At 71.6% G+C, this 24,394-nt stretch carries 17 protein-coding genes; 10 read left to right on the top strand and 7 right to left on the bottom strand.

Annotation, left to right across the window (positions count from 1 at the left end; translation table 11 throughout):
• Window positions 1-57: 57 nt before the first annotated feature.
• Window positions 58-711, top strand: a complete 654-nt coding sequence (locus KGD87_RS03270) for a diacylglycerol kinase family protein (RefSeq protein ID WP_284666100.1) — start codon at window positions 58-60, stop codon at window positions 709-711.
• Window positions 712-721: 10 nt separating this feature from the next.
• On the opposite strand, the gene KGD87_RS03265 is transcribed toward KGD87_RS03270, so the two are convergent.
• The gene (locus KGD87_RS03265; RefSeq protein WP_284666099.1) at window positions 722-925 is read right to left on the bottom strand and encodes a hypothetical protein; all 204 of its coding nucleotides are present in this window, start codon (window positions 923-925) and stop codon (window positions 722-724) included.
• Window positions 926-1,224: 299 nt separating this feature from the next.
• On the opposite strand from KGD87_RS03265, the gene KGD87_RS03260 reads away from it, so the two are divergent.
• From KGD87_RS03260 to KGD87_RS03240, 5 genes are all read left to right on the top strand, one after another.
• A complete protein-coding gene (locus KGD87_RS03260; RefSeq protein WP_284666098.1) occupies window positions 1,225-2,820 on the top strand; it encodes an NAD(P)/FAD-dependent oxidoreductase in 1,596 nt (531 codons plus the stop codon).
• Between the two features lie 22 nt (window positions 2,821-2,842).
• Complete coding sequence (locus KGD87_RS03255; protein ID WP_284666097.1) at window positions 2,843-3,211, top strand: hypothetical protein; 369 nt, start codon at window positions 2,843-2,845, stop codon at window positions 3,209-3,211.
• Between the two features lie 159 nt (window positions 3,212-3,370).
• Window positions 3,371-4,510: a class I SAM-dependent rRNA methyltransferase gene (locus KGD87_RS03250; protein ID WP_284666096.1), complete on the top strand. Its 1,140-nt coding sequence runs from the start codon at window positions 3,371-3,373 to the stop codon at window positions 4,508-4,510.
• Between the two features lie 46 nt (window positions 4,511-4,556).
• Window positions 4,557-6,008 carry an OB-fold nucleic acid binding domain-containing protein gene (locus tag KGD87_RS03245; protein ID WP_284666095.1) on the top strand — a complete coding sequence of 484 codons (1,452 nt, stop codon included), beginning with the start codon at window positions 4,557-4,559 and terminating at the stop codon, window positions 6,006-6,008.
• Between the two features lie 8 nt (window positions 6,009-6,016).
• Entirely contained in the window at window positions 6,017-7,999 is a 1,983-nt protein-coding gene (locus tag KGD87_RS03240) for an HD domain-containing phosphohydrolase (RefSeq protein ID WP_284666094.1), read from the top strand.
• Here KGD87_RS03240 and KGD87_RS03235 read toward each other — a convergent pair.
• The 3 genes from KGD87_RS03235 to metG are packed head-to-tail and all read right to left on the bottom strand — an operon-like array spanning window position 7,986 to window position 11,840.
• A complete protein-coding gene (locus KGD87_RS03235) occupies window positions 7,986-8,762 on the bottom strand; it encodes a TatD family hydrolase (RefSeq protein ID WP_163779529.1) in 777 nt (258 codons plus the stop codon). The genes KGD87_RS03240 and KGD87_RS03235 overlap by 14 nt on opposite strands.
• Window positions 8,759-9,736, bottom strand: coding sequence for a HEAT repeat domain-containing protein (locus KGD87_RS03230; RefSeq protein WP_284666093.1), 978 nt, complete (start codon window positions 9,734-9,736; stop codon window positions 8,759-8,761). Before KGD87_RS03230 ends, KGD87_RS03235 begins: the two co-directional genes overlap by 4 nt.
• A 1-nt stretch (window position 9,737) precedes the next feature.
• Window positions 9,738-11,840 carry a methionine--tRNA ligase gene (gene metG / locus KGD87_RS03225; RefSeq protein WP_284666092.1) on the bottom strand — a complete coding sequence of 701 codons (2,103 nt, stop codon included), beginning with the start codon at window positions 11,838-11,840 and terminating at the stop codon, window positions 9,738-9,740.
• 115 nt (window positions 11,841-11,955) lie between these two features.
• On the opposite strand from metG, the gene KGD87_RS03220 reads away from it, so the two are divergent.
• Window positions 11,956-12,747 carry an NRDE family protein gene (locus KGD87_RS03220; protein ID WP_284666091.1) on the top strand — a complete coding sequence of 264 codons (792 nt, stop codon included), beginning with the start codon at window positions 11,956-11,958 and terminating at the stop codon, window positions 12,745-12,747.
• Here the strand turns inward: KGD87_RS03220 and KGD87_RS03215 are convergent.
• Genes KGD87_RS03215 through holB form a run of 3 tightly spaced genes read right to left on the bottom strand, consistent with a single transcriptional unit; the run spans window position 12,725 to window position 15,569 of the window.
• Window positions 12,725-13,195, bottom strand: a complete 471-nt coding sequence (locus KGD87_RS03215) for a hypothetical protein (RefSeq protein WP_284666090.1) — start codon at window positions 13,193-13,195, stop codon at window positions 12,725-12,727. The two genes, KGD87_RS03220 and KGD87_RS03215, sit on opposite strands and share 23 nt — an antisense overlap.
• An 11-nt stretch (window positions 13,196-13,206) precedes the next feature.
• Window positions 13,207-14,538, bottom strand: coding sequence for a DNA polymerase III subunit delta (gene holA, locus KGD87_RS03210; RefSeq protein ID WP_284666089.1), 1,332 nt, complete (start codon window positions 14,536-14,538; stop codon window positions 13,207-13,209).
• The gene (holB, locus tag KGD87_RS03205; protein WP_284666088.1) at window positions 14,535-15,569 is read right to left on the bottom strand and encodes a DNA polymerase III subunit delta'; all 1,035 of its coding nucleotides are present in this window, start codon (window positions 15,567-15,569) and stop codon (window positions 14,535-14,537) included. Before holB ends, holA begins: the two co-directional genes overlap by 4 nt.
• Between holB and KGD87_RS03200 the strand changes: the two genes are divergently transcribed.
• From KGD87_RS03200 to KGD87_RS03190, 3 genes are all read left to right on the top strand, one after another.
• Window positions 15,568-17,145, top strand: a complete 1,578-nt coding sequence (locus KGD87_RS03200; RefSeq protein ID WP_284666087.1) for a mechanosensitive ion channel family protein — start codon at window positions 15,568-15,570, stop codon at window positions 17,143-17,145. The genes holB and KGD87_RS03200 overlap by 2 nt on opposite strands.
• 127 nt (window positions 17,146-17,272) lie before the next feature.
• Window positions 17,273-23,536, top strand: coding sequence for a type I polyketide synthase (locus KGD87_RS03195; RefSeq protein WP_284666086.1), 6,264 nt, complete (start codon window positions 17,273-17,275; stop codon window positions 23,534-23,536).
• Window positions 23,518-24,387, top strand: a complete 870-nt coding sequence (locus KGD87_RS03190; protein WP_284666085.1) for an alpha/beta hydrolase family protein — start codon at window positions 23,518-23,520, stop codon at window positions 24,385-24,387. Before KGD87_RS03195 ends, KGD87_RS03190 begins: the two co-directional genes overlap by 19 nt.
• Window positions 24,388-24,394 lie beyond the last annotated feature (7 nt).

Here is a 24,394-nt window from a genome sequence, read left to right as displayed (position 1 = left end):
ACGACGAAGGGGCAATCCGTCCCACGGGTGTTAGCCTCCCCCGCGCTTTCGCCATCGATGAACGCACCTCCCCGGCCACCCGCGTCCTTCCCTCCCCGTCACGGCTCGGGGCTGCTCGCCTCCTTCGGCCATGCGTGGGCGGGGCTCATCCACACCGTCATCTACCAGCGCAACATGCGCGTCCACCTCATCGCCGCCGTGCTGGTGGGGCTGGTGGGCAGCGGCATCGCGCTGGGGCTCGCGGAGAAGGTGACGCTCATCTTCTGCGTCCTGCTCATCTTCTTCGCCGAAATCCTCAACAGCGCGCTGGAGCACCTGGTGGACCTGGCCGTCCAGCAGTTCGACGAGAAGGCCCGGCTGGCCAAGGACGCGGCCGCCGCGGGCGTGCTGGTGCTCGCGCTGGGCACGGTGGTCATCTTCGCCGCCATCCTGGTGCACAACTGGGACACCGTGCGCACCAGCACCGACGCCATCGTCCGCCAGGTGGTGCTGGGTCTGCCGCTGACGGCCTGCATCCTGGTACTGGTGCTGCCGCGGCGCCGTCCCGCGTGGGTGGATGTGGCCGCCTTCACCGCGGGCGGCGTGCTGATGGCGCTCCAGGCCACGCAGACGGCCAGCAGCGTCTTCAGCGCTCTCACCGCGGGTCTGCTCTTTGTTGCCGGCGCGGCTGCGTACCAGCGGAGGCGGGAGCAAGGGGCGCCCCGCGCCTGACGCTCCAAACTCAGGCTTGCGGGCGAAGCTCCGGGGCCTGCTCCTGCGCCGCCTGGACGGCCGTCGCCTTGTCGCCTTCCTTGATGTCCGTCGTCACCAGCTCGAGCAGCTCCGTGGCGATGCCAATCACCTGGTGCGGGGTGTAGCCGCTCGCGCGCAGCTGGTTGAAGAACGTGCGCGCCAGGATCCGGGTGCCCTTTTGATCGGTGCTCAAGGTCAGTGCCTCCATGAAGCGGCCGGGAAGGAGCGACGCCGCCTAATCACGATACGGCCCTGCTTCAACCCCCGTGCCAGCCGATCTCTTCCAAACGGATTCCTCAACATTTCCCAAGGGTTGAAGTAGACCAAGGCCCCGTAAGGCCCTGGAGGGCAGTGCGAACGCGGTTGCGCAGTCCTCGGCGGTACGGGGGATTGGCGTGGGGGGGTGCATCAGCGGGTTCGCACCCGGATTTCAGGGACTTGCAATCTTTCAACGGGGCGGCGAGATACGCGCCCCACCAGGAGCGGATGGTCATGGCGTATCGGGTGAACAACATCGGGCTGTGGCTGGACGAGCCGGAGGAGCTGCTCGGTCAGCGCGCCGCGGAGAAGCTGGGCGTCACCCGCTCCGACCTCGCGTCCGTGCGTGTGGTGCGCTCCGTGCTGGACGCGCGGAAGAAGGGCAGCCCGCGCTACATCTACACGCTGGAGGTGGAGCTGGCCCGGGGCAAGCAGCCCGCGAAGCTGCCACCGGACGTGGGTGAAGCGCCGCCGCCTCCCGAGCCGCTGGCCCCGGTGAAGGCGCCGGAGCAGTGGCCCATCATCATCGGCACGGGCCCCGCGGGGCTCTTCGCCGCGCTGGGCCTGCTGGAGCGCGGCGTTCGCAGCATCCTGCTGGAGCGGGGCCGCGAGGTGGTGTCGCGCCGCAAGGACGTGGCGAAGCTCATGCGCGACGGGACGCTGGACCTCGAAAGCAACATGAACTTCGGCGAGGGCGGCGCGGGCGCGTACACGGACGGCAAGCTGTCCACGCGCATCAACCACCCCATGGTGCGCAAGGTCATCGAGGCCTTCGCCCGCTACGGCGCGCCGGACCACATCCTCATCGAGGGCAAGCCGCACATCGGCTCGGACCTGCTGCCCGGCGCGGTGGCGAAGCTGCGCGAGGAGCTCATCGCCGGTGGCTGCGAGGTCCACTTCAGCACGCGCGTGGACGACCTGCTCTACAAGGACGGCCACATCGCGGGCGTGAAGCTGTCCGACGGCCGCACGCTGGAGAGCAACCGCGTCATCCTGGCCCCCGGCAACTCCGCGCGCGAGCTGTACGAGCGCTTCGCCGCCGACGGACAGGTGATGGTGGAGGCCAAGCCCTTCGCCCTGGGCTTCCGCGCCGAGCACCCGCAGGCGCTCATCAACGGCATCCAGTACGGCAACGCGGCGAAGAATCCGCGCCTGCCCCCGGCGGACTACAAGCTGGCGGAGAACCTGGAGGTGGACGGCGAGGTGCGCGGCGTCTACTCGTTCTGCATGTGCCCCGGCGGAATCGTCGTGCCCACGCCCACGCAGGACGGGCTCCAGTGCACCAACGGCATGAGCAACTCGCGGCGCAACGCGCGCTACGCCAACGCGGGCATCGTTGTGTCCGTGTCCGTGGCGGACTTCGGGCGCGAGGGCTTCCGCGGGCCGCTGGCGGGCCTGGAGTTCCAGCGCCACTGGGAGGGCAAGGCGTATGAGCTGGGCGGAGGCCGCTTCTACGCCCCGGCCCAGACGATTCCGGACTACCTGGCCGGGCGCGTGAAGAAGGACCCGGGCGGCACCAGCTACCGCCCCGGCCTGGCGCACACGGACCTCAACCAGCTCTTCCCCGAGCGGCTCACCGAGTCGCTGAAGCAGGCCCTGCGCACCTTCGAGCGGAAGATGCGCGGCTTCATCAGCGAGGAGGGAAAGCTCATCGGCATCGAGAGCCGCACGTCGTCGCCGGTGCGCATCACCCGCGGCGAGGACCTGCAGTCAGTGTCCATGAAAGGCCTCTACCCGGCGGGCGAGGGCTGCGGCTACGCGGGCGGCATCGTGTCGTCCGCCATTGATGGACTGCGCGTCGCTGAGCAGATTGCCACCGAACTGTCCTGACGGACGGCCAGGAGGAGGGCGCATGGGATACGTCGTGCGGACGCCGGAGGGCGAGCTGGTCTACCCCAGCCTGCTGGACGTGGAGCGGGCCTACGTCCAGGGGCTGGTGGACGCGGAGGACGAGGTCCGGGAGGAGACCGCCACCACCTGGCGCAAGGCGGCGAGCATCCCCGTCCTGGCCCAGGCGAAGCCCGCGCGCTCGGGGGCCCTGCAGCGGGGACAGGTGCTTCGCGTGGCGGCCGTGGTGCTGCTGAGCGCGCTGGCCCTGTCTCTGGTGTTCCGTGACGAACTGCGGCTGCGCGGCATCGGCATCGTGCTGGCGCTGGTGGCCAGCACCCTGCTCTTCCAGGTCACCACCCAGGCCTTCAAGCGCGCGCCTGGAGGAGGCTGAAGCAACGGGGCGGCGGCGCACGGGCCCGCCCGCCCGGCTGCCCCCCGACGTGGCGCTCTGGGACGGGCAGCCATCCACGGGCCAGCACCCCATGTTCTCCCCTGGCAGCACGCCCCGGGGCGCCGGTGCCCTCGGGTCGCCGCGAGAGGAGAACCCATCGTGCTCAGCACCTTTTTGTCCCGCGACGCCGCCCGCCGACTCCGCCATGGCGCGCCGTGGTTGCGCCGGGAAGACATCGTCTCCATGGAAGGCACGCCGCAGCCCGGCGAGCCCGTGCAGCTCCGGGACGAGGACGGCTCGGTGCTGGGCCTGGGTGACGTGGATTTGGACGCGTCCTACGCGGTGCGCCGGCTCGGCCAGCCGGACGAGGTGGTGGAGGGACTCATCCCGCGCCATCTCCGGCACGCCTTCGAGCGGCGGGGCCGGCTGGTGGACGACCCGCGCTTCTGCCGCGTCGTCAACGATGACGGAGACGGCCTGCCCGGCCTCATCGTGGACCGCTATGACACCCACTACGTGGTGCAGACGCTCACCCGCGCCATGGACGCGCGCCATGAGGAGCTGACGCGCGCGCTGGTGGAGGTGGCGGGCGCGGGCTCGGTGCTGCTGCGCAACGACACCCTTCGCCGGAAGGCGCTGGGGCTGCCCACGCAGCGCCCCCATGTCCTCTACGGCACCCCACCCCGCTGGTGCCGGCTGCTGGAGCTGGGGGCCCGCTTCACCGTGGACCTCACGTACGGCCAGGGCACGGGCTACGCGTATGACCAGCGCGAGGTCCGCCGCTTCGTGGCGCGCATGGCCCAGGGCTCGCGCGTGCTGGACGCGTGCTGCGACGTGGGTGGGCTCTTCGTCCACGCCGGCGTGCACGGCGCCCGGCACATCCTCGCCTTCGACGCCAACGCGGACGCCGCGGACCTGGCGCGGGAGAACGCGGAGGCCAACGGCCTGCTGGGCCGGGTGACGGTGGAGACGGGCAAGCCCCTCCAGGTCCTGCGTGCGGTGCGCGACACCTTCGACCTGGTCCTCCTGGACACACCGGCCGTGGCGACGGACGAGGAATTCGTGGAGTTGCTGCGTCACGCGCTTCGCAGGACGCGCCACGGTGGCTGGCTGATGGTCACCGGGTACCATCCACCCCTCCCCCAGGACGGCTTCGACGAGCTGGTGGCCACCGCCTGCGAGGGCGAGGCCCGCATCGCCACCCGCCTGGCCCGCCCAGGGCTGCCGCCGGACCACCCGATCCTGGCCGGCTCCCATGGGGCGGAGCACCTCCACGCGGTGGCGTTGGAAGTCAGCTGAAGCCGTCCCCCGCGCGGCCGCCGGGGTGCTAGTGTCCGCCGCCGCAATGACCAACGAAAACGTGCCCGAGTCCGCGCCCCCCACCCAGGAAGGTTCCGTGGAGACCGTCCGCAAGGTGTATGCGGCCGACCTGCGGGAGAAGGACCGCGTCCATACCGTCTTCCGCGTCACCAAGAAGGAGAAGGTGACCGCCCGCAGTGGCAAGGTGTTCGTCGCCGCCACGCTCGTCGACAAGAGTGGCGAGGTGGACGCGCGCATCTTCGACAACGTCGACGCGCTCGAGCCCGTCTTCCAGCCGGGTGACTTCGTGCTCGTCCAGGGCAACGTCATCCAGTTCCACGGCCGCTCCCAGATTGTCGTCGAGGCCGTGGAGCGCCTGGACCCCGAGCCCCTGGACCCCAAGGAGTTCGAGCCGCCCCCGCCCCCGCCCGCCGCCGAGGCGAAGCCCGCGCCGGAGGCCAAGGCCGCCCCGGAAGCCAAGCCTGAGAAGCCCGAGAAGGCCGACAAGGGCGAGGCCCGTGGCAACGAGGGCCCGGGTGGCGCGCGCGCCGCCGGCCTCATCCGGGAGATGGTCACCGAGCGCATCGGCGACACGTTCGTGAAGCAGCTGCTGCTGGCCTTCCTGGACGACCCGAAGATTGCGACCGGCCTGCCGGTGGCCCAGGGCGCCCGGGGCACGCACCACGCGTGGCGCGGCGGACTGGCGGAGCACCTCCTGTCGGTGATGCGGCTGACGCTCCGCGTGGCGGACCAGTACCCCATGGCGGACCGCGACCTGCTGCTGGCCGGCGCGCTGCTGCAGCAGGTGATGAAGGCGGCGGACGCCGCCGAGTCCTCCGACGAGGGCCGGCTGGTGGGCAACCTGGTCCTGACGGCGCAGAAGCTGCGCGAGAAGGCGCTGGCCATCCCCGGCTTCCCGCCGCTGCTGGAGCAGCACCTCACGCACCTGGTCATCTCCCAGCACGGCGACGCGCAGCACGGCAGCCCGAAGTCGCCGGTGACGCTGGAGGCGCAGATCGTCCACTCGCTGGAGTCGCTCGACGCGCGCATCGCCTCGTGGCTGGAGGCCATGCAGCGCGACTCGCACGACAAGTGGACGGACGTGGTGCGCCCCTATGAGCGTCAGCTGTGGAAGGGCCCCTCGCCCACCTCGCGGGGCCGCGCCCCGGTGGAGGGTGGTGGCCGCCGCAAGGGCCGCGAGGAGAAGCGCAAGGCCCGGGCGGAGAAGCCGCAGCAGCCGGGCACCCCGGCCGAGGGCGCCCCGCCGCAGGAGCAGGCCCCGCGCCCGCCGCGCAAGGAGCGTCCGCCCCGTGAGGAGCGCTCGCGGGAGGAGCGTCCGCCGCGCGAGGACCGCCCGCCCCGTCCGCCCCGCGAGGAGCGTCCGCCGCGTGACGCGAACTCGCTGCCCAAGGAGCTGACGTTCAAGCCGTTCAGCGCGCTGACGTCGGCACCGCCCGAGTCCGGCAACAAGGGCGGCGAGGGTTCTTCGGAGAGCTGAGGCAGCACATGGCGAAGAGGTTGGGAGAGCGCCTCATCGAGGCGGGACTCGTCAACGCCGGGGCCGTGGAACAGGCCCTGGAGCACCAGAAAATCACCGGCCACAAGGTCGGTGATTGTCTGGTGGAGCTGGGGCTGCTCCAGGAGGCGGCGCTGCTGCGCTTCCTGGCGGCGGAGTTCCAGACGCGCTTCGTCAGCGCGGACAAGCTGGCGAAGGCGCGCATCGCCACCGAGGTGCTGGACCGACTCCCGGTGCGCCTCGCCGAGGCGCAGAACGTGCTGCCGCTGGCGGTGGACCCGGAGCGCAAGCTGCTCTCCGTGGTCGCCGCCGAGCCGCAGAACAAGTCGCTGATGGACGAGATTGCCCTCGTCACGGGCATGTCGGAGGTCTACGCGTACGTGGGCCTGCGCAGCGCCATCTCCGCCGCCATCCGCAAGCACTACTACGGCGACCCCACCGCCTTCGCCGCGCTGCTGGAGGGCGCCAACGCGCAGGGACAGGCCCCGGCCGCGCCGTCCCGCACGGGCGCGCCGGAGCACGGGCGCACCAACGCGGGCAGCGGCACCGGGACGGGCGCGGGCCAGCGGGGCGGGCTCAGCCTCAGCTTCCGCGTGGAGACGGACGCGCGGATGCGGCTGCAGCGCGGCAGCAGCACCGGCACCCCCGCCGTCCGCCCGTCCACCCAGCGGCGCGAGCCCGGCGGCCCGCGCGGGCTGGTCAGTGACAGCGACTACGTGGAGACGCTGGGCATCATGGTCGGCCTGCTGGAGCAGGACCGGCAGCGCCACCGGGGACACTCCGCGCAACTGGCGCGGCAGGCCGGCATCGTGGGCCAGCGCATGGGCATGCCCCACAAGGAGCTGGCCGCGCTGTCCATCGCCGCGTACCTGCATGATTTGGGCAAGCCGGCGGAGCGGCACTTCTCGCTGGCGAGCAACGCCGTCAACCCGGAGTGGAAGGCGCAGGCGAAGCAGGCCTGCCGCGTCCCCACCCGCATGTTCGAGACGGTGCACCTGCCGGCGCAGACGAACACCATCCTCGCGCAGCTGTACGAAGCGTGGGACGGCTCCGGTACGCCCCAGGGCGCCAAGGGCGAGGACATCACCCTGGGCGCGCGCATCCTCGCCGCGGTGGACAGCTTCCTGGAGCTGACGAAGAACCCGGGCAACGCCCTGGGCCGCGTGCTGCCGAAGGAGCAGGCCCTGGAGCACCTGCGCAAGTACGCGGGCGAGCTCTATGACCCGGTGGTGGCGGACATCGTCATCCAGCTCCAGAGCGGTGAGCTGCTGCGCCACCGGCTGGCGAGCGAAGGCCGCCAGGTGCTCGTGGTGGAGCCGGACGAGACGGCGCGCGGCGAGCTGCTGGAGGCGGTGCTGAAGCAGGGGCTGGTGGCGCACGCGCTGTCCACCGTCGAGGGCGCGCGGGACGGGCTGGCGCGGCAGGACTGCGACGTGCTGGTGGTGAGCCTGCGGCTGGGCCAGCAGGATGTCATGGACCTGCTGGAGCAGGCCCGCTCGGCGCCGGAGACGGCGGGGCTGCCCATCGCGGTGGTGGGCGAGCCCGACAACGGCACGCGGGAGCGCCTGCTCATGGCGGGCGCCACGGACGTGCTGTCGCCCGCGGACAAGCCCGCCGTCGCGAAGACGGTGCAGGCCCTCTTCGACGACCGGGTGCAGCACAACGGCCCGGGGCGCGTGGTGCGTGGCAGCTTCGACGAGCTTCCCCCGCGCGAGCTGCTGCGCACGCTGGGAGGTGGCCACAAGAGCGGCCGGCTCAACCTGCGCCAGCACACGCTGGAGGGCTACCTGCACCTGGAGCGAGGCCGCGTCGTCTTCGCGTCCTTCGGTGGCCACTCCGGAGAGCCCGCCCTGCAGGCCCTGCTGAAGCTGAAGCAGGCGGACTTCCAGTACGACCCGGACGCGTTGCTGCTGGACGTGCCGCAGATGGACCAGGACCTCGCGGCCCTGGCCGGCGGCATCAACGCAGGTTGAGGTTGAAGAGGGCGGCGGCGTTGGCGGTGGTGACAGCGGCCACCTCCTCCAGCGTCACGCCCTTGAGCTCGGCGACCTTCTTCGCCGTCTCCACCACGTGCGAGGGCTGGTTCTTCCGCCCTCGGTGCGGCACCGGCGCCAGGTACGGGCTGTCCGTCTCCACCATCAGCCTGTCCAACGGCGCGAAGCGCACCGCGTCCTGGAGCGCCTCCGTCTTCTTGTAGGTGATGACGCCTGACAGCGACAGCAGGAAGCCCCGATCCAGGTAGCGCCGCGCCGCGTCCGTGTCGCCGGTGAAGCAGTGGATGACGCCCTTCGCCACGCCCGTCTCGCCCAGAATCGCGTCGCAGTCGTCATGCGCGTCGCGCACGTGCACCACCAGCGGCTTGCCCAGCCGGAGCGCCAGCGCGCACTGCCGCCGGAAGACCTCCGCCTGCGCCTCGCGCGGTGAGTGCTCGTAGTAATAGTCCAGGCCCGCCTCCCCCACCGCCCGGACCTCGGGACGCGCGCAGGTGCGCTCCAGCGTGGCCAGGTCCTCCTCGGTGGCCCGCGCCGCCTCGTGCGGGTGGATGCCCAGCGTGGGCGACAGGAACTCCGGGTGCGCCGCCGCCACCTCCAGCGCGTTGCCCCAGTTGCCCGGGCCGTGGAACTGGCCCACCACGACGGCGTGGACCAGCCCCGCCGCGCGCGCCGCGTCCAGCACGGCCATGACGTCCGGGTAGTCCTTCACCTCGAGGTGACAGTGGGCGTCGACGAATCTCATGGCTCCTCCTGCAGCAGCTCTTCCAGCTCGGCGCGGGCTTCTGGTGAGGGAAAGCTACTCACCGCGTCGCGAACGGCCTTGCGCGCCTCCGGCCCGCCCAGGCGCCACAGGCCATCCGCGGCATCCAGACGGCTGTCCTCGGAGGCCTGCGTGTCCTGCAGCAACCCGACCAGCCAGGGCAGCGCCCGCGCATCCCCCAGCCGGCCCAGGCCCCGCGCGGCCGCGCCCCGGCAGGGGTCCTTCACGTCGTCCAGGACTTCCTTCAACCGCTCCAGCGCGCCGGGCACCTTCACCTCGCCGCACAGCTCCACGGCCAGGGCCCGGTCCGGGCTCCACCGCTTCTTCGCCATCCGCTGGAGGAGGTACGTCGCGCCGTCCGTGTCCCCCAGCTTCGCCAGCACCCCGGCGGCCTGCGTCTTGTCGAAGGCGGGCAGGAGCCAACGGCCGAACAGCTTCTTCACCCGGGGCAGCGCGCGCGCGTCCCCCAGCTCCGCCAGCGCGCCCAGGGCCCGGAAGCGCAGCAGGTCCGCGTCCAGCGCCTCCAGCAACACCTCCAAGCCCGCGGCGTGCTGGAGGCTGGCGATGCCGCGCGCCGCCTCGAAGCGGACCTCGAACGTGCCGTCCTCCAGCATGGAGGCCAGCGCGCCGCGCAGCTCCGGCCGGGCCAGGTCCGCCATCCGGCCGGTGGCCTCCAGCCGAATCTGCCACTCCTCGTCCCGGAGCCGGGCGATGAGCAGGTCCGGCAGCTCCTCCGGAGGCACCACCACGGAAGCCAGGCTCACCCCCGCGCGGCGCACCTCCACCTGCTTGTCCGCCAGCAACCGGGGGAGCGCCTCGAGGAACTCGGCGGCGTGCTCGGGGACCTCCGACGCGAGGTGATAGAGCTGAAGCGCGGCCTCCGTCCTGAACGCCGGGCGCTTCTCGCGCTCCAGCGTCAGGAGGGCGCGGTCCCGGTCGGCACGCCAGTCCGTCACCTCACTTCACCTCGCTGCCAGGGGCCACATCGCCCGGGTCGAGCAGCGACAGCTCCTTGCCGCCCGGCCCCGCCGTCAGGAGCATGCCGCGCGACTCGATGCCCTTGAGCTTGCGCGGCTTGAGGTTGGCCACCACCACCACGTTGCGCCCGGTGAGCGCCTCGGGAGCGAAGGCCTCCGCGATGCCGGAGACGATGGTGCGCGGGCTCCCCTCGCCCACGTCCACCGTGAGCTTGAGCAGCTTGTCCGCCTTCTGCACCTTCTCCGCGGCCAGCACCTTGCCGGCCTTCAGCACCACCTTGGCGAAGTCGTCGTACTCGATTTCACCCGAGGGCTCGCCCGCCCCCGGAGAAGCCGGCGTCGCGGCGGGGGCCTCGGCGGGCTTCTTCTCCGCCTTGGCGGCCTTGGCCGGCTTGGACTCCGCGGCCTGCGGCGCGGCGGCGCCTTCCGGCAGCTTGATGATGGCGTTGACGCGCTCCTCCTCCAGCCGCGGCAGCAGCGGCTCGGGCGTGCCGATGGGACTGCTGCGCTCCAGCAGCGGGTACTTCGCGCCCTCCAGGGCCTGGAACGTCAGCGGCTCCGCGCCGAGCTGGGCGAAGAGCTTCTCCGACAGGCGCGGCGTCACCGGGGCGAGCAGCGCGCCCAGGAGGTAGGCCACGTCCGCGGCGTCGGACAGGTCCGCGCGAGCGACCTCCGCGTCCTTCTTCACCTGGGCCCACGGCGCGGCCGTCTGGAGGAAGCCGTTCGCGGCCGAGGCAATCTCGGTGATGACGCGGATGGCGGACCGGTACTCCAGCTTCTCGAACGCGTCGCGCACCTCCGGCACGCGGGCGAGCGCGGCCTCCACCAGGGCGCGGCCCGGGCCCTCGGCGCGGCCGGGCGCCAAGCGCTTCTCCAGCGGACCGGCCAGCAGCGACAGGGCGCGGTTGGCCAGGTTGCCCACGTTGTTGACCAGCTCGCCATTCACGCGCTGGCGGAAGTCCTTGAGGTTGAGGTCCAGGTCCTCCACGCCCGGGCCCAGGTTGGCCGCGTAGAAGTAGCGCAGGTAGCTGGGGTCCAACTGGTCCAGGTAGTCGCGCACCGGCACCATGGTGCCGCGGCTCTTCGACATCTTCTCGCCGTTCACCGTGAGGTGGCCGTGGACCTTGATTTCGCTGGGGCCGTGGAAGCCCGCGACGTTGAGCACGGCCGGCCAGAACAGCGCGTGGAAGTAGACGATGTCCTTGCCGATGAAGTGGATGATGCGGGTGTCGGCGTCCGCGCTCCAGTAGTCCAGCGCGCTCTTCGCCTTGCCCGTCTCCTTCGCCCACTTCTCCGTCGTGGCGATGTAGCCGATGGGCGCATCCAGCCAGACGTAGAAGTACTTGTCCGTCTCCCCCGGAATCGCGAAGCCGAAGTACGGCCCGTCGCGGCTGATGTCCCAGTCCGCCAGGCCCTTCTCGAAGAAGCCCTGGAGCTGGGTCGCCAGGCCCGGGTGGAGGAAGCCCGGCTTGCGCAGCACGTCCTGGAGGAAGTCCGCGTGCCGCGACAGCTTGAAGAACAGGTGTTCGGAGTGCTTGCGGACCGGGGGCGTGCCACACAGGGCACAGCGCGCGTCGATGAGGTCCGTGGGGGCGTAGGCCTTGCCGCACTTCTCACAGGCGTCGCCGTACTGGTCGGCCGCCTTGCAGTTGGGGCAGGTGCCCTTGATGAAGCGGTCCGGCAGGAAGCGGCGGTCCTTCTCGCAGTAGGTCTGCTCGATGTTCCGGCGCTCGATGTCGCCCTGCTCCTTCAGCCGCCCGTAGATGAGCTCCGCGTAGTGGCGGTTCTCCGGCGAGTTCGTGGAGTGGAAGCAGTCGAAGCGGATGTCGAGGTCGCGGAAGTCCCGCTGGTGCTCCTCGTGGAAGCGGGCGATGAACTCCTCGGGCTTGAGGCCCTGCTTCGCCGCGTTCAGCTCAATGGGCGTGCCGTGGGTGTCATCGGCACAGAAGTAGACGACGTCCCTGCCGCACGAGCGGAGGAAACGCACGTAGATGTCGGTCTGCACGTACTCGACGGCGTGGCCGATGTGGACCGGGCCGTTCGCGTAGGGCAGCGCGCTGGTGACGAGGATTCTCTCCGCCATGGACTCTCCTGAGGGCGGCGGACCTTAGCCGCTCGGATGGCCGAGGTCATCGACGGCGTGAGGGCCGCGGGCTCGAATGCGCCGCGGAGCCGGGGATGTTATCGACCGGATACGCATGTGCACCATCATCATCCTGCGCCACGTCCACCCCGAATGGCCGCTGGTGCTCGCAGCCAACCGGGACGAGTTCTACGGCCGCCCCGCGACCGGCCCCCAGGTGCTCCTGGAGTCCCCGCTCGCCGTGGGCGGCCGGGACGAGGAGCGCGGTGGGACGTGGATGGGTGTAACCCACGCCGGGCTCTTCGTCGGCCTGACGAACCAGCGAGGCGAGCGAGGCCAGGGGCCGGCCCCCCGCTCGAGGGGCGAGGTGGTGCTGCGCGCCCTCCAGGCGGGCAGCGTGGACGCCGTGGAACGCTACCTGGAGACCCTGCCCGGCGACGAATTCATGCCCTTCAACCTCCTCTATGGGGACGCCCAGCGGCTGCGCGTGGCGTACGCCCGGAGGACGGACCGGCAGTTGCGGCGGGAGGACGTCCCCCCGGGGGTGCATGTCCTGCCCAATGACGTGCTGAACGCCCCGGAGCTACCCAAGGTGGAGCGGGCCCGGCTGCTGACGACCGAGGTGGCGAAGAAGCCCTGGCCGGAGCTGGAGGCGGGCTTGAAGGCGGTGCTGGCAGACTCGACCCTTCCCGCCGAGGAGCTGATTCCGCCCCCGAGCGCGGGCGAGGACCTGCCCCGCGACTTCCTGCAACGGCTCCAGGCGCTCTGCATCCACACCCCGCTGTACGGTACGCGCTCGTCGGCCGTGGTGGCGCTGGCGCCGGGGCGCGTCGGGCACTACCTCGCCTCGGACACAGCGCCGTGTCAGGGGCCGTGGAAGGACGTCACGGGGCTGCTATCGGCGTAGCCGGGCCGTGCTCGCCCACGATGACGCGGGCCCGCCCGTCCATGGAGAGCTTCACCTCCTCCACGGTGGTGAAGCCGGACTCGCGAGCCAGCTCGGCCAGGTGCCGCATCCACGGGTTGTAGGGCATGCCGTTGTCCGAGCAGCACGGCACCACGGCGAAGGGCAGCCGATGCGCCGCCGCGTACTGGATGATGATGCGGGTGGCGCCGTCCGGGTGCATGCCCACCACCAGCTCCGCCTCGCACGGCTCCTCCAGTGTGAAGATGCGCTGGGCGTAGGTGACGGGCAGGTGCTTGTGCCGCAGGTCGAAGGTGGTGACGGCGCGGCCCCGCTTCGTCAGCGCCTCGTTGAGCTTCCCCTGCCCGCCCGCCACGTCGAAGACGCGCGGCGCGTGGAAGCGCGCCACCAGGAAGTCCGCGAAGAGGTCGAAACGACGCTTGTCCGCCATGTGCGCCTCCTCTAACCCGCGCCGTGCTGGCGCACACACACCGTGGCCAGCAGCCGCTCGATGACCAGCCGACCGTTCGCCGAGGACTTCAGCGCCAGGTCCGCCTCGGCGCAGGCCACCAGCGCGCCCAGGAGCTCCCGCCGCTCGTACCCCGCCGCGGCCTTCATGCTGAACGTGAGCGCCCACGCGTTGGGCATCTTCCGCTTGCTGCCCTTCAGCTCCGCTTCCAGCCGGGGGAAGACGCGCGCCTCCACGTCCTTCGCGGTGCGAGGCGGATTGCCTCCCGCGTAGCGCCACAGCCACTCATGGCTCTCCAGCAGGCCCCGGACGATGGAGGCCACCGCGCCCAGGAGCTGCAACGCGTGCGTCCCCTGCCCCATGGCGTCATTCGCGTAGGACAGCGCCCCGCTGAAGTCGCGCTTCTGGAGCGCCTCGGAAAGCTCGAAGAACTCCTCCTCGCGCGCGTGGTGGACCAGCGCGGCCACGTCCGCCCGCTCAATCGCGGGCCCCTCCGAGTACGTGGCCAGCTTCTCCAGCTCCGACTGGAGCAGCCGGATGTTCCCGCCGATGCGCTCCTTGAGCTCCTCCAGCGCGCCGGGCCCCAGCTTCTTCTTGAAGGGCGCCAGGAACTCCTTGGCGATGCCGGTCAGGTCGAGGTCCTTGTGCCGCGCCGCCACCTTCCGCTCGACGACGTAGCCCTTGTCGTGGGCCAGCTTCACCAGCGGATTCTTGGCGTCCACGTCAGACGCGGCCAGCACCAGCGCATGGCCCGCCGGCACGCCCTTCTGGATGAGGTCCAGCAGCACCGACGCGTCCCCCTCCGGCGCGGAGATGCGCTCCTCGCGGCAGAAGGCGGCGGCCTCCTTGAGGAAGGCCACGTCCGCGTCGGCCAGCTCCACGTTGAGCTCGTCCTTCCACTGCTCCACGGAGGGCGCCCCGGGAGTGCCCGGGTCCAATTGCTCCACGCCCCAGCCCGCGCGGGCCGCCAGCGCCAGCAGCCGCCGCGCGCCTTCCTTCCGCTTGCCCGCCTTCCACGCCTCGCGCGCCTTGCCCAGCGCGTCCCCTCGCCCCTTCTTGGGCGCCAGGAACTCCGGGTCTCTGACGAGCACCACCTTGCGTCCGGGGAACAGCGGCAGCGTGGCCAGCTCCTGCGCCACCTCCCGCGGACTGCCCGCGTCCAGCACGGCCAGGTTGAGGCCCATGGCCGCGTCGGGGACCAGCAGCTTCACCAGCTCGTCGGCGCCCTTGCGGACCAGGAACTCCTCGCCCACCAACAGGTACACCGGGGCGACCTTGCCCCCCTTCACGCTGGCCAGCACGTCATCCAAATCACTGGCGCTCATCGCGACGTCTCCGTGAACAGGTCGATGAGCATCCGCTCCATCTGAAGCCGGGGCGCGCCGTTCCGGGCAATGCCCGCGCGCGCCGCCTCCATCAACGAATGCCGGCGGTGCAGGAGGATGTCGGACGTGCGGCCGGCGACCTGCCGGGCCAGGTCCACCAAATCGCGGTTGGCCAGTCCCGACTCCAGGCCCGCCTTCACCAGCGCCACGTCGCGCGTCCATAACGCCAGCAGCTCCAGGGTGCTCTCCGCCTCCTCGCGCGAGCCGCCATGGGCCTCCGCGAAGCGCAGCAGGCCGACGGCGTCCTCACCGCGCAGGGCCTCGAAGGCGGTGACGATGTCCTTGCGCCGCGACAGTGCCGCCACGTCCAGCGCCAGGGCCCGGCCCAGGCTGCCGCCCGCCATGACGGCGGCGAGCTTGGCCGTCTCCGCGTCCAGCTTCCGCGCCTCGGCCACGCGCTGGGCCACCAGGTCCACCGGCAGCGGACCGAAGTGCACCTTGCCGCACCGGCTGCGGATGGTGGGCAGCAGCCGGTCGATGGCGCTGGCCACCAGGATGAGGGTGGTGTCGGAGGGCGGCTCCTCCAGCGTCTTGAGGAACGCGTTCTGCGCCTGCACGTTCATCGTCTGGGCGGAGACGATGAGCGCCACCTTGCGGCGCGACTCCAGGCCGCGCAGGGCGAGGCGCTCCTGGAGCTGGCGCACCTGCTCCACGCGCAGCTCCCGGCTGGGCGTCCCGGTGAAGTCGGACCGGCCCGCCAGTCCTCGGGACACCCGCTCATCGTCCGGCATCACCCAGGTGACGTCCGGGTGGAGGCCCCGTGCCACCCGCTGGCAGCTCTCACAAGCGCCGCAGCCCACCTCTGGCTGCTCGGGGCACGTGAGGGCCTGGGCCAGCCCGACGGCCGCCAGCTCCTTGCCCACCCCCTCCGGCCCGGCGAAGAGGTACGCGTGGTGGACCGCGCCGCTGCGCAAGGCCGCCTGGAGGGCGTCCACCGCGCGAGGCTGTCCCAGTACCGTTGCGAGCGTCATGGCGCGTGTATCCCCGCTCACGCGGCACGCGTCAACGGCCGCCTTGACCCCCGTGGAGATGGCGGGAGACATTCCCCCCGCCTTGCTGCCCTTCCTTCAGAGCAACCTGTCCCTGGCCGTGGGTGCGCTGCTCGTCGTCGTGCTGATGGGGGTGCGCGCCGCCTCCCATGACACCGACCTGCGACAGGACTTGAAGAGCGCCGTCCGGCTCCTCATCGCGTTCATCGTGCTCCGGCTGGCCACGTGGGCCCTGCCCGCGACGGCGCCAGAGGGGATGAAGAAGGCGCTCCAGGTCGGATGGATGCTGATGTTCACCTTTGGTGGCATCCGCGCCAGCGTGGCCCTGGCGCTGAAGCTGATCCGGCTGCGCGCGCCGGCGGTGGGCACGCCGAAAATCCTGCGCAACGTCATCGACTTCACGCTGTACCCACTGGCGGTGCTGCCGCTGCTGCGCACCCAGTTCAACGTGGACCTGGCGGGCCTGGTGGCCACGTCCGCGGTGCTGTCGGTGGTCATCGGTCTGGCGCTCCAGGAGACGCTGGGCAACCTCTTCGCGGGCCTGTCCCTCCAGTTGGACCGCCCTTTCGAGGTCGGCCACTTCATCCGCATTGGCACGCACTCCGGGCGCGTGGTCTTCATTGGCTGGCGCTCCATCCGCCTGTCCAACTTCCGCCGCGAGGTCATCACGCTGCCCAACAGCATGGTGGCCAAGGAGCTGGTCCTCAACTTCACCCAGGACCTGGACCCTGTCGGCATCGACGTGGAGTTCCGCCTGTCGCGAGACGCCCCGCCCAACCAGGTCAAGCACGCGCTGCTGGAGACGATGCGGGAGACGCCCCTCATCCTCCCGGAGCCGGCCCCCATCGCGCGGACGCTGGGCTACGAGGACTCCGCCATCCGCTACATGGTGCGCTTCTTCATCGCCGAGTACGGCCAGTCCGACGCGGTGAAGGAGGACCTCCACTCCCGCCTGTGGTACCGGCTGCGCCGGGAGAACATCGAGATTCCCTACGCCCAGCGCACCGTCCACGTGCGGCAGGAGTCGACGCGCGCGGAGCTGTCCGAGGACACCATCCGCGGTCTCCTGGGCGCGGTGGACCTCTTCCAGACGCTGGACACGGCGGAGCTGGACCGGCTGCGCCAGGAGTCGCTGGTGCGCCGCTTCGGCGCCGGCGAGCGCATCATCCAGGAGGGCGACGAGGGCCGGACCTTCTACGTGCTCGCCTCCGGCGAGGTGAGCGTGCGCACGGGGAAGTCCCAGTCGGAAGTCACGCGCCTGGGCCGCGGCAGCTACTTCGGAGAGATGTGCCTGCTGACGGGAGAGCGGCGGTCAGCCACGGTGGTGGCGGTGGAGGACTCGTTGCTCCTCGAAATAGACCGGCCCACCTTCGCCCGCCTCTTCGAGGAGTCCCCCGGACTGGCCCGACAGCTCTCCTCCATGCTCGCCCAGCGGCGGACCCAGCTTCGGGCGGTGGCCGAAGCGAGAGGAACGAGCCACGACGCCATTCCCGCCGAGGTCGGCCGTATACTCGGGCGGCTGCGCCAGATATTCGGGCTCAACGCCACACACGAGTAGGCTGAACGCAGCGGGGGGATGCCGTGACAGAGCTCGACACTCCGGTTCCAAAGCTGGGGCAGGTTCGACCCGCCTCATCCTGTGATGAATTGAACTGCTGGAAGCGGTACTTTGCAGGGCTACTGTCATGACGGAAGACGTTGAAGGGCTGTCGGATTCGCCAGACATCGCGGTGGTGGGGATGGCCGCGCGACTGCCTGGGGCGCGCGATGTGGACACGTTCTGGCGCCGCGTGCGCGACGGCGTCGAGTCCGTCACGCAGTTCAGTGACGCGCAGCTCCTGAGCGCGGGCGTGGACCCGGTGCTGCTCCAGGACCCGAACTACGTGAAGTCGGGCATGGTGTACGAGGGCCTGGAGGACTTCGACGCGGGCTTCTTCGGCTTCAGCGCGCGCGAGGCGTCCCTCATGGACCCGCAGCACCGCCACTTCCTGGAGGTGTGCTGGGAAGCGCTGGAGCACAGCGGCCACCCGCCGGAGCGCTTCAAGGGGCCCGTGGGCGTGTTCGGCGGCTCGGGCATGAACGCGTACATGCCCTACAACCTCTTCACCAACCCGCAGTTGATGGAGCAGGTGGGCCTGTTCCTGGTGCGGCACACGGGCAACGACAAGGACTTCCTCACCACACGCGTGTCGTACTGCCTGGACCTGCGCGGGCCCAGCCTCAACGTGCAGACGGCGTGCTCCACGTCGCTCGTCGCCATCCACTCCGCCTGCCAGAGCCTGCTGGCGCGCGAGTGCGACCTGGCGCTGGCGGGCGGCGTCACGCTGGAGCTGCCGCACTACCGCGGCTACCTGTACCAGGAGGGAGAAATCCTCTCACCGGACGGGCACTGCCGCGCGTTCGACCACCGCTCGCAGGGCACGCTCTTCGGCAGCGGCGCGGGCGTCGTCGTGCTGCGGCGCCTGGAGGACGCGCTGGCGGATGGCGCCACCATCTACGCGGTGGTGAAGGGCAGCGCGGTGAACAACGACGGCGCGCGCAAGGTGGGCTACCTGGCGCCGTCCGTGGACGGGCAGGCGGACGCCGTCGTGGAGGCGCTCAACGTCTCCGGCATCAGCGCCGACTCCATCGACTACATCGAGTGCCACGGCACCGGCACGCCGGTGGGCGACCCGATTGAAATCACCGCCCTCACCCAGGCCTTCCGCACGCAGACGCAGAAGAGCGGGTTCTGCCGCATCGGCTCGGTGAAGACGAACATCGGCCACCTGGACACGGCCGCGGGCGTGGCGAGCTTCGTCAAGGTCGTCCAGATGCTGCGCCACAAGCAGATGGCGCCCACGCTGCACTTCGAGAAGCCCAACCCTCAAATCGACTTCGCGCGCTCGCCCTTCAGCGTGAACGCCACGCTGCGCGACTGGGCCGCCGCCAAGGGCCGTCCGCGCCGGGCGGCGGTGAACTCGCTGGGCGTGGGCGGCACCAACGCGCACGTCATCCTGGAGGAGCCGCCCGCGCAGCCGCGGACGTCCGCCGCGCGCCCCTTCGAGACGCTGTGGCTGTCCGCGCGCACCCCCGCCGCCCTGGAGCGCGCCGCCCAGCGGCTGGCCACCCGGCTGGGTGAAGCCGACGCGCCGAACCTGGGTGACACCTCCTACACGCTGCTCGCGGGCCGCCGCCGCTTCGCGCACCGGCGCGCCGTGGTGGCGTCGTCGCGCGAGGAGGCCGTGCGCCTGCTGTCTCAGCCGGAGGCCGCGCGGACGGCCCAGGCCCAGACGGAGGCGGAGGGCCGCTCCGTCGTCTTCCTCTTCCCGGGCGGCGGCGCGCAGTACCCGGGCATGGCGAAGGGCCTCTACGAGCAGGAGCCCGTGTTCCGCCGCGCGCTGGATGAGTGCCTGTCGCTGCTCGAACAGCACCAGTCACTGAAGCTGCGTCCCCTGCTCTTCCCGGAGGCCGGCGCCGAAAAGGAGGCCCGCGCCCAACTGGAGCAGGCCACGTACGCGCTGCCGGCGCTGCTGTCCGTGGAGCTGTCGCTCGCCGCGCTGTGGAAGGCGCGGGGGCTGACGCCGCAGGCCTGCATGGGCCACAGCATGGGCGAGTACGCCTGCGCCCAGCTCAACGGCGTGTTCTCGGTGAAGGACGCGCTGGGCATCGTCGCCTGCCGTGGCCGCCTCTTCGACCAGCTCCCCGCGGGCGCGATGCTCAGCGTGGAGCTGCCCGAGGCGGAGCTGAAGCCGCTGCTGGGCGAGGGCCTGGACCTGGGCGCGCATAACGCGCCGGGGCTGTGCCTGGTCTCCGGTGAAGTGGCCGCCATTGAAGCGCTGGAGGCCCAGCTCAAGGCGCGCGAGGTGGAGGCGCGGCGGCTGCACATCCGCGTGGCCGCGCACTCGCGAATGCTGGAGCCCATCCTCGCGCCCTTCCGTGAGTTCCTGGGCACGGTGCGCTTCTCCAAGCCCACCGGCCCGTGGATCTCCAACGTCACCGGGGCATGGGTGACGCCCGAGGAGGCCACCTCGCCCGACTACTGGGTGCGGCACCTGCGCCAGCCGGTGCGCTTCGCCGAGGGCGCGGGCGTGCTCCTGGCGGACAAGGCGCGCGTCTACCTGGAGGTCGGCCCCGGCCAGACGCTGACGCAGCTGTTGCGCGCCCAGGTGGAGAAGCCGCAGGCCGAGCAGTTGGTGCCGTCGCTGCGGCACCCGAACGACACCGTGGCCGACCTGGCGTTCTTCCAGCTCGCGCTCGGCCGCCTCTGGGCCGCGGGCGTGGACCTGGACGCCGCGGCGCTCTTCGACGGCCAGCAGCGGCGCCGCGTGGCGCTGCCCACGTATGCCTTCGAGCGCGAGCGCCACTGGGTGGAGCCGGGCAGCGGCACCTTCATGGCGCGGCGCGAGGGTGAGCGCCCGCTGGTGCGCGAAGAGAACGTGTCGCGCTGGGGCTACGCGCCGCGCTTCCGCGAGCAGGCCGGCGCGGCGCCCGAGGCACCGGCGGAGAACGAGCGCTGGCTCCTCGTGGGCGAGCAGCACCTGCTCATCAGCGAGTTGGCGCGTGAGCTGGCGGCGCGCGGCGCCCAGGTGCTGCGCGCGCTGCCGGGCGAGGCCTTCCGCCGCGCGGACGAGGGGCACTTCACCCTGCGGTTCGATGCGCGCGAGGACTGGGAAGCGCTCTGGGATGCGCTGGGCGCCGAGGGGCGCGTGCCACCTCGCATCGTGGACGTCACCGCCCGGGACCTGGCCCCGCTCGACTGGGAACGCGCGGTGTCGCGCAACTTCCTGACGCCGCTGGCGCTGATGCAGTCCCTGACCGCTGAATCGCTGCCCCCGGGCCTGCGCTACATGCGGGTGACCCAGGAGGCCCTGCCCGCCGAGGGGCACGTCATGTGCCCCGAGCAGGCGCTCAGCTTCGGTCCGCTGCTCGTGGGGCCCAAGGAGCTCCCCGAGCTCAAGGCCCGCGTGGTGGACCTGCAGCTGGTGGTCAACGTGATGGGCCAGGCGCGGGAGCTCGCGGACGAGCTGCTGCGCCCGGACGTCGAGGCGCCCGTCGCGCTGCGCGGTCGACGCCGCCTGGTGCAGGTGTTGGAGCGGACGGCGCTGGACGAGGGCCCGACGCCGCTGAGAGACCAGGGCGTCTACCTCATCACCGGCGGCCTGGGCGGCATCGGCCGCACGCTGGCCGAGCTCTTCGCGCGCAAGGTGAAGGCCCGGCTCGCGCTGGTGTCTCGGTCGGCGGCCAGTGCGTCGCACGCGGAGCTTCAGCGCACGCTGGAAGGACTCGGCGCGCAGGTGCTGCTGCTCAAGGCGGACACCACCGACGCCGGCCAGCTTCGCGCGGCCATCGCCCAGGTGCGGGAGCGCTTCGGCGCCTTGCATGGCGTGGTGCACGCGGCGGGCACGATCGAGGACGGGCCGCTGGAGGCGAAGACGCGCGACTCGGCCCTGCGGGTGCTCGCGCCCAAGGCGCTGGGGGCGCTCGCGCTGGAAGAGGCGCTGCAAGGCGCGGCCCTGGACTTCTTCGTCAGCTTCGCGTCGACGAGCGCGTGGCTCGGGCCGCCGGGACAGGTGGACTACGTCGCCGCCAACGCGTACCTGATTGCCCAGGCCTCGCGGCTGAAGGCCCTGGGCGTCGCGAAGCGCGCGCTCGCGCTAGGCTGGGGCGTCTGGCAGGAGGTCGGCATGGCCGCGGCGCAGCTCGCGCCGCAGCTGCCGCCCGGCGAGTCCGTCAGCCACCCGCTGCTCCAGCGGCGCGTGGAGGCGCCCGAAGGACACCACCTCTTCCGCGCCATCTACGACGCGAAGGCCCACTGGGTGCTGGACGAGCACCGCATGCGCGGCGGAGGCCCCGTCCTCCCCGGCACGGCCTACGTCGAGCTGGCCCGCGCCGCCTGGGCGCTGGCGCGTCCTGGCGAGCCGCTGGAGCTGTCTCAGCTCTCGCTGGTGTCGCCGCTGGACGTCCCGGACGGCGAGGTGCGGGAGGTGGAGATCGGGCTGGCGCCGGAGGGCGACGGCTTCACCTTCCGCGTACGCAGCCGCGCGGCCGGCAACGCATGGACGGAGCACGCCACCGCGCGGCTCCACCCAGCCACGGGCCAGCGTCCCGCCGCGCTGGACGTGTCCGCGGCGAAGGCTCGCTGCGGTGAGCGGCCGTTGACCTTTGGCGAGGGCGAGCAGACGCTTCCACAGGACGCGCTCATCGCGTTCGGTCCGCGCTGGAAGGTGCTGCGCGGCGCGGGCTTCGGCACGGCCGAGGCCCTGGGCCGGCTGGAGCTGCCCGGCGCCTACCGCGAGGACCTGTCGACGTACGGGATTCCGCCCGGGTTGCTGGACATCGCCTCCGGCTTCGCCTTCTCCCTGCTCCCCGACGCGGGACAGCCGGGGAGGCTGCACGTGCCCGTCTCCTACCGACAGCTCCAGGTCTGGAGGCCCTGGCCCGAGGTGGCGCTGAGCCACGTCCGCGTGCGCCAGGAAGAAGGCCGCGGAGCGCTGCTCGACGTCACGCTCACCGACTCGGACGGGAACGTCTTTTGCGCCATCGAGGGCTACCTCGTCGCGTCCGTCGAGGCGCGGCGCTTCGGCCGCTCGCCGCAGAAGAAGGGCTCATTGCTGGAGAGCTGGCTGCCCCTGGGCATCAAGCCGGCGGAAGGTCAGGACGCCTTCCTGCGCGCGCTGGCCCTGGAGGACACGCCCGCGCTCTTCGTCAGCTCCATGGACCTGCACACCCTCGCGGCCCGCATGCGTCCGAAGCAGGAGGCGAAGCCCGCGGCGGCCGTGGCCACGGCCCAGGCAGGCGCGCCGTCCGGTGAGGCGGCCGTGGATGCACCACGCGATGACGTGGAGCGCAAGCTGGCGGAGCTGTGGCAGCAGCTGCTCGGCGCGCCGAAGGTGGGGCTCAAGGACAACTTCTTCGAGCTGGGCGGACACTCGCTCATCGCGGTGCGCCTGTTCGCGCGCATCAAGAAGACGCTGGGCGCGGACCTGACGCTGGCCACCCTGTTCGAGGCCCCCACGCTGGAGCAGTGCGCCGCGCTGGTGCGTGAGGCCGCCGGGATTCCCTTCACGCCGGACGCCGCTCCGGGTGACGCGGCGACGGCCGCGCAGGCTTCGGGCGTCAAGGCTGCACCGAAGAGCTGGTCGCCGCTGGTCACCATCCAGAAGGGCGGCAAGGCCCTGCCCTTCTTCTGCGTGCACGGCGCGGGCGGCAACGTCCTCAACTTCCGCGAGCTGGCGCAGACGCTCGGCAAGGAGCAGCCCTTCTACGGGCTCCAGGCGCGCGGCGTGGACGGCAAGCTGCCTCCGGCCGACAGCATCGAGGAGATGGCGTCCATCTACCTGGAGGGCATCCGCCAGGTGCAGCCCCACGGGCCCTACCTGCTCGGCGGCTACTCCGGCGGCGGCGTGGTCGCCTACGAAATGGCGCAGCGGCTGCGGGCGCTGGGCGAGCCGGTGGCGCTGGTCGCGTTCCTGGACACCTTCCATCCGTCCACCCAGGAGCGGCGCCAGTCCCTCCATGAGCGCCTGCGGGAACTGCGCCGGGAGGGCGCGGCCCGCTACGTCAGCCGCAAGCTGCGCACCAAGGTGGAGCGCGACGGCACCCGGCTGGTGAGCCAGCTCAAGCTGCGCTGGTACGAGCAGCGAGGCGAAGCGCTGCCCATCGAGCTGCGCAACCTCCAGCTCACCGAGCGCTTCCAGTCCCTGGCCAGCCGCTACGTCCCCAGCCCCTATGCCGGTCCCGTGACGCTGTTCCGCGCGCAGGAGATTCACGCCATCTACGCGCACATGGGGACCAGCCTCGGCTGGGAGCCGCTGGTGCCGGCGCTGAACATCCGCGAGGTGCCGGGCGACCATGACAGCCTGGTGCGCGAGCCCAACGTCCACGTCCTGGGGCGGCTGCTCCGCGAGTCCCTGGACGACGCCCAGCGCGGCGCGCGAAGAGAGGCGCGATGGACTGGTTCGAGGTAAAGACCTCAAGCCGTGAGGCCAGGCGGCTGACGGCCCGGAACGCGACGCCTGCGCTCGCCGTCGTGCTGGTGGTGTGGATACTCATGGTGGGATGGCCTCGATTCGACCCTGAATTCCCCGGCCCGTTCCCGTACACCGGCACACCGCTGACAGCGGCGGCGCGGAGCGAGCTGGCCTCCGGCGGATGGACCGTCACGGGTCCGGACGCGCCGCCCTGGAACCTCGCGCTGACGCGGCCTCCCGCCGCCGGTGAGACGCGATGGCTGGTCTACTTCGGCGGCAACACCCCGGGCTACCTCGCCGAGGCGAAGTCCATCCTGCTCTCGCTGGACCAGGGGCGCGGGCTCGGCCTCGCCGCCTTCGCGCCGCCCGGCTTCGACGGTTCACCGGGGGAGCCCTCCCCCGAGGCGCTCCGTGACAGCGCCACGAACGCCATGCGCTGGTTGGTGTCGACACACCCCACCGCGGCCCAGGGCATCCATCTCGTGGGCTTCTCCATGGGCAGCATGGCGGCGCTCACCGCTGCCAACACGCTCCACGAGCGGGAGACCCCCGCCAGGGGGCTGGTGCTATTCGCGCCCTTCCTCCGGATGAAGGTGCGGCCCTCGGGCTTCATGGGCCGTGTCTTCGGACGGCACGAGTACGACAACCGGCCGCTGCTGCGGACCCACCGGCAGCGCCCCACGCTCGTGCTCCATGGCGGGGCGGACAGCGCGCTGCCGCTCCTCCAGGGCGAGCGCGTCAGCCGCGCGCTGGCCGCTCCCCTCAAGGTGTACCCCGACATCGGGCACGCCGACCTTTTGAAGCATCCCCCCGCGCTCGCGGCTGCCCGGCAAGGCCTGGGCTTGTGAACGGGGG

It is taken from the genome of Myxococcus sp. SDU36, assembly GCF_030168875.1.
Lineage (GTDB): Bacteria > Myxococcota > Myxococcia > Myxococcales > Myxococcaceae > Myxococcus > Myxococcus vastator.
This window is presented reverse-complemented; position numbering and strand designations above follow the sequence as displayed.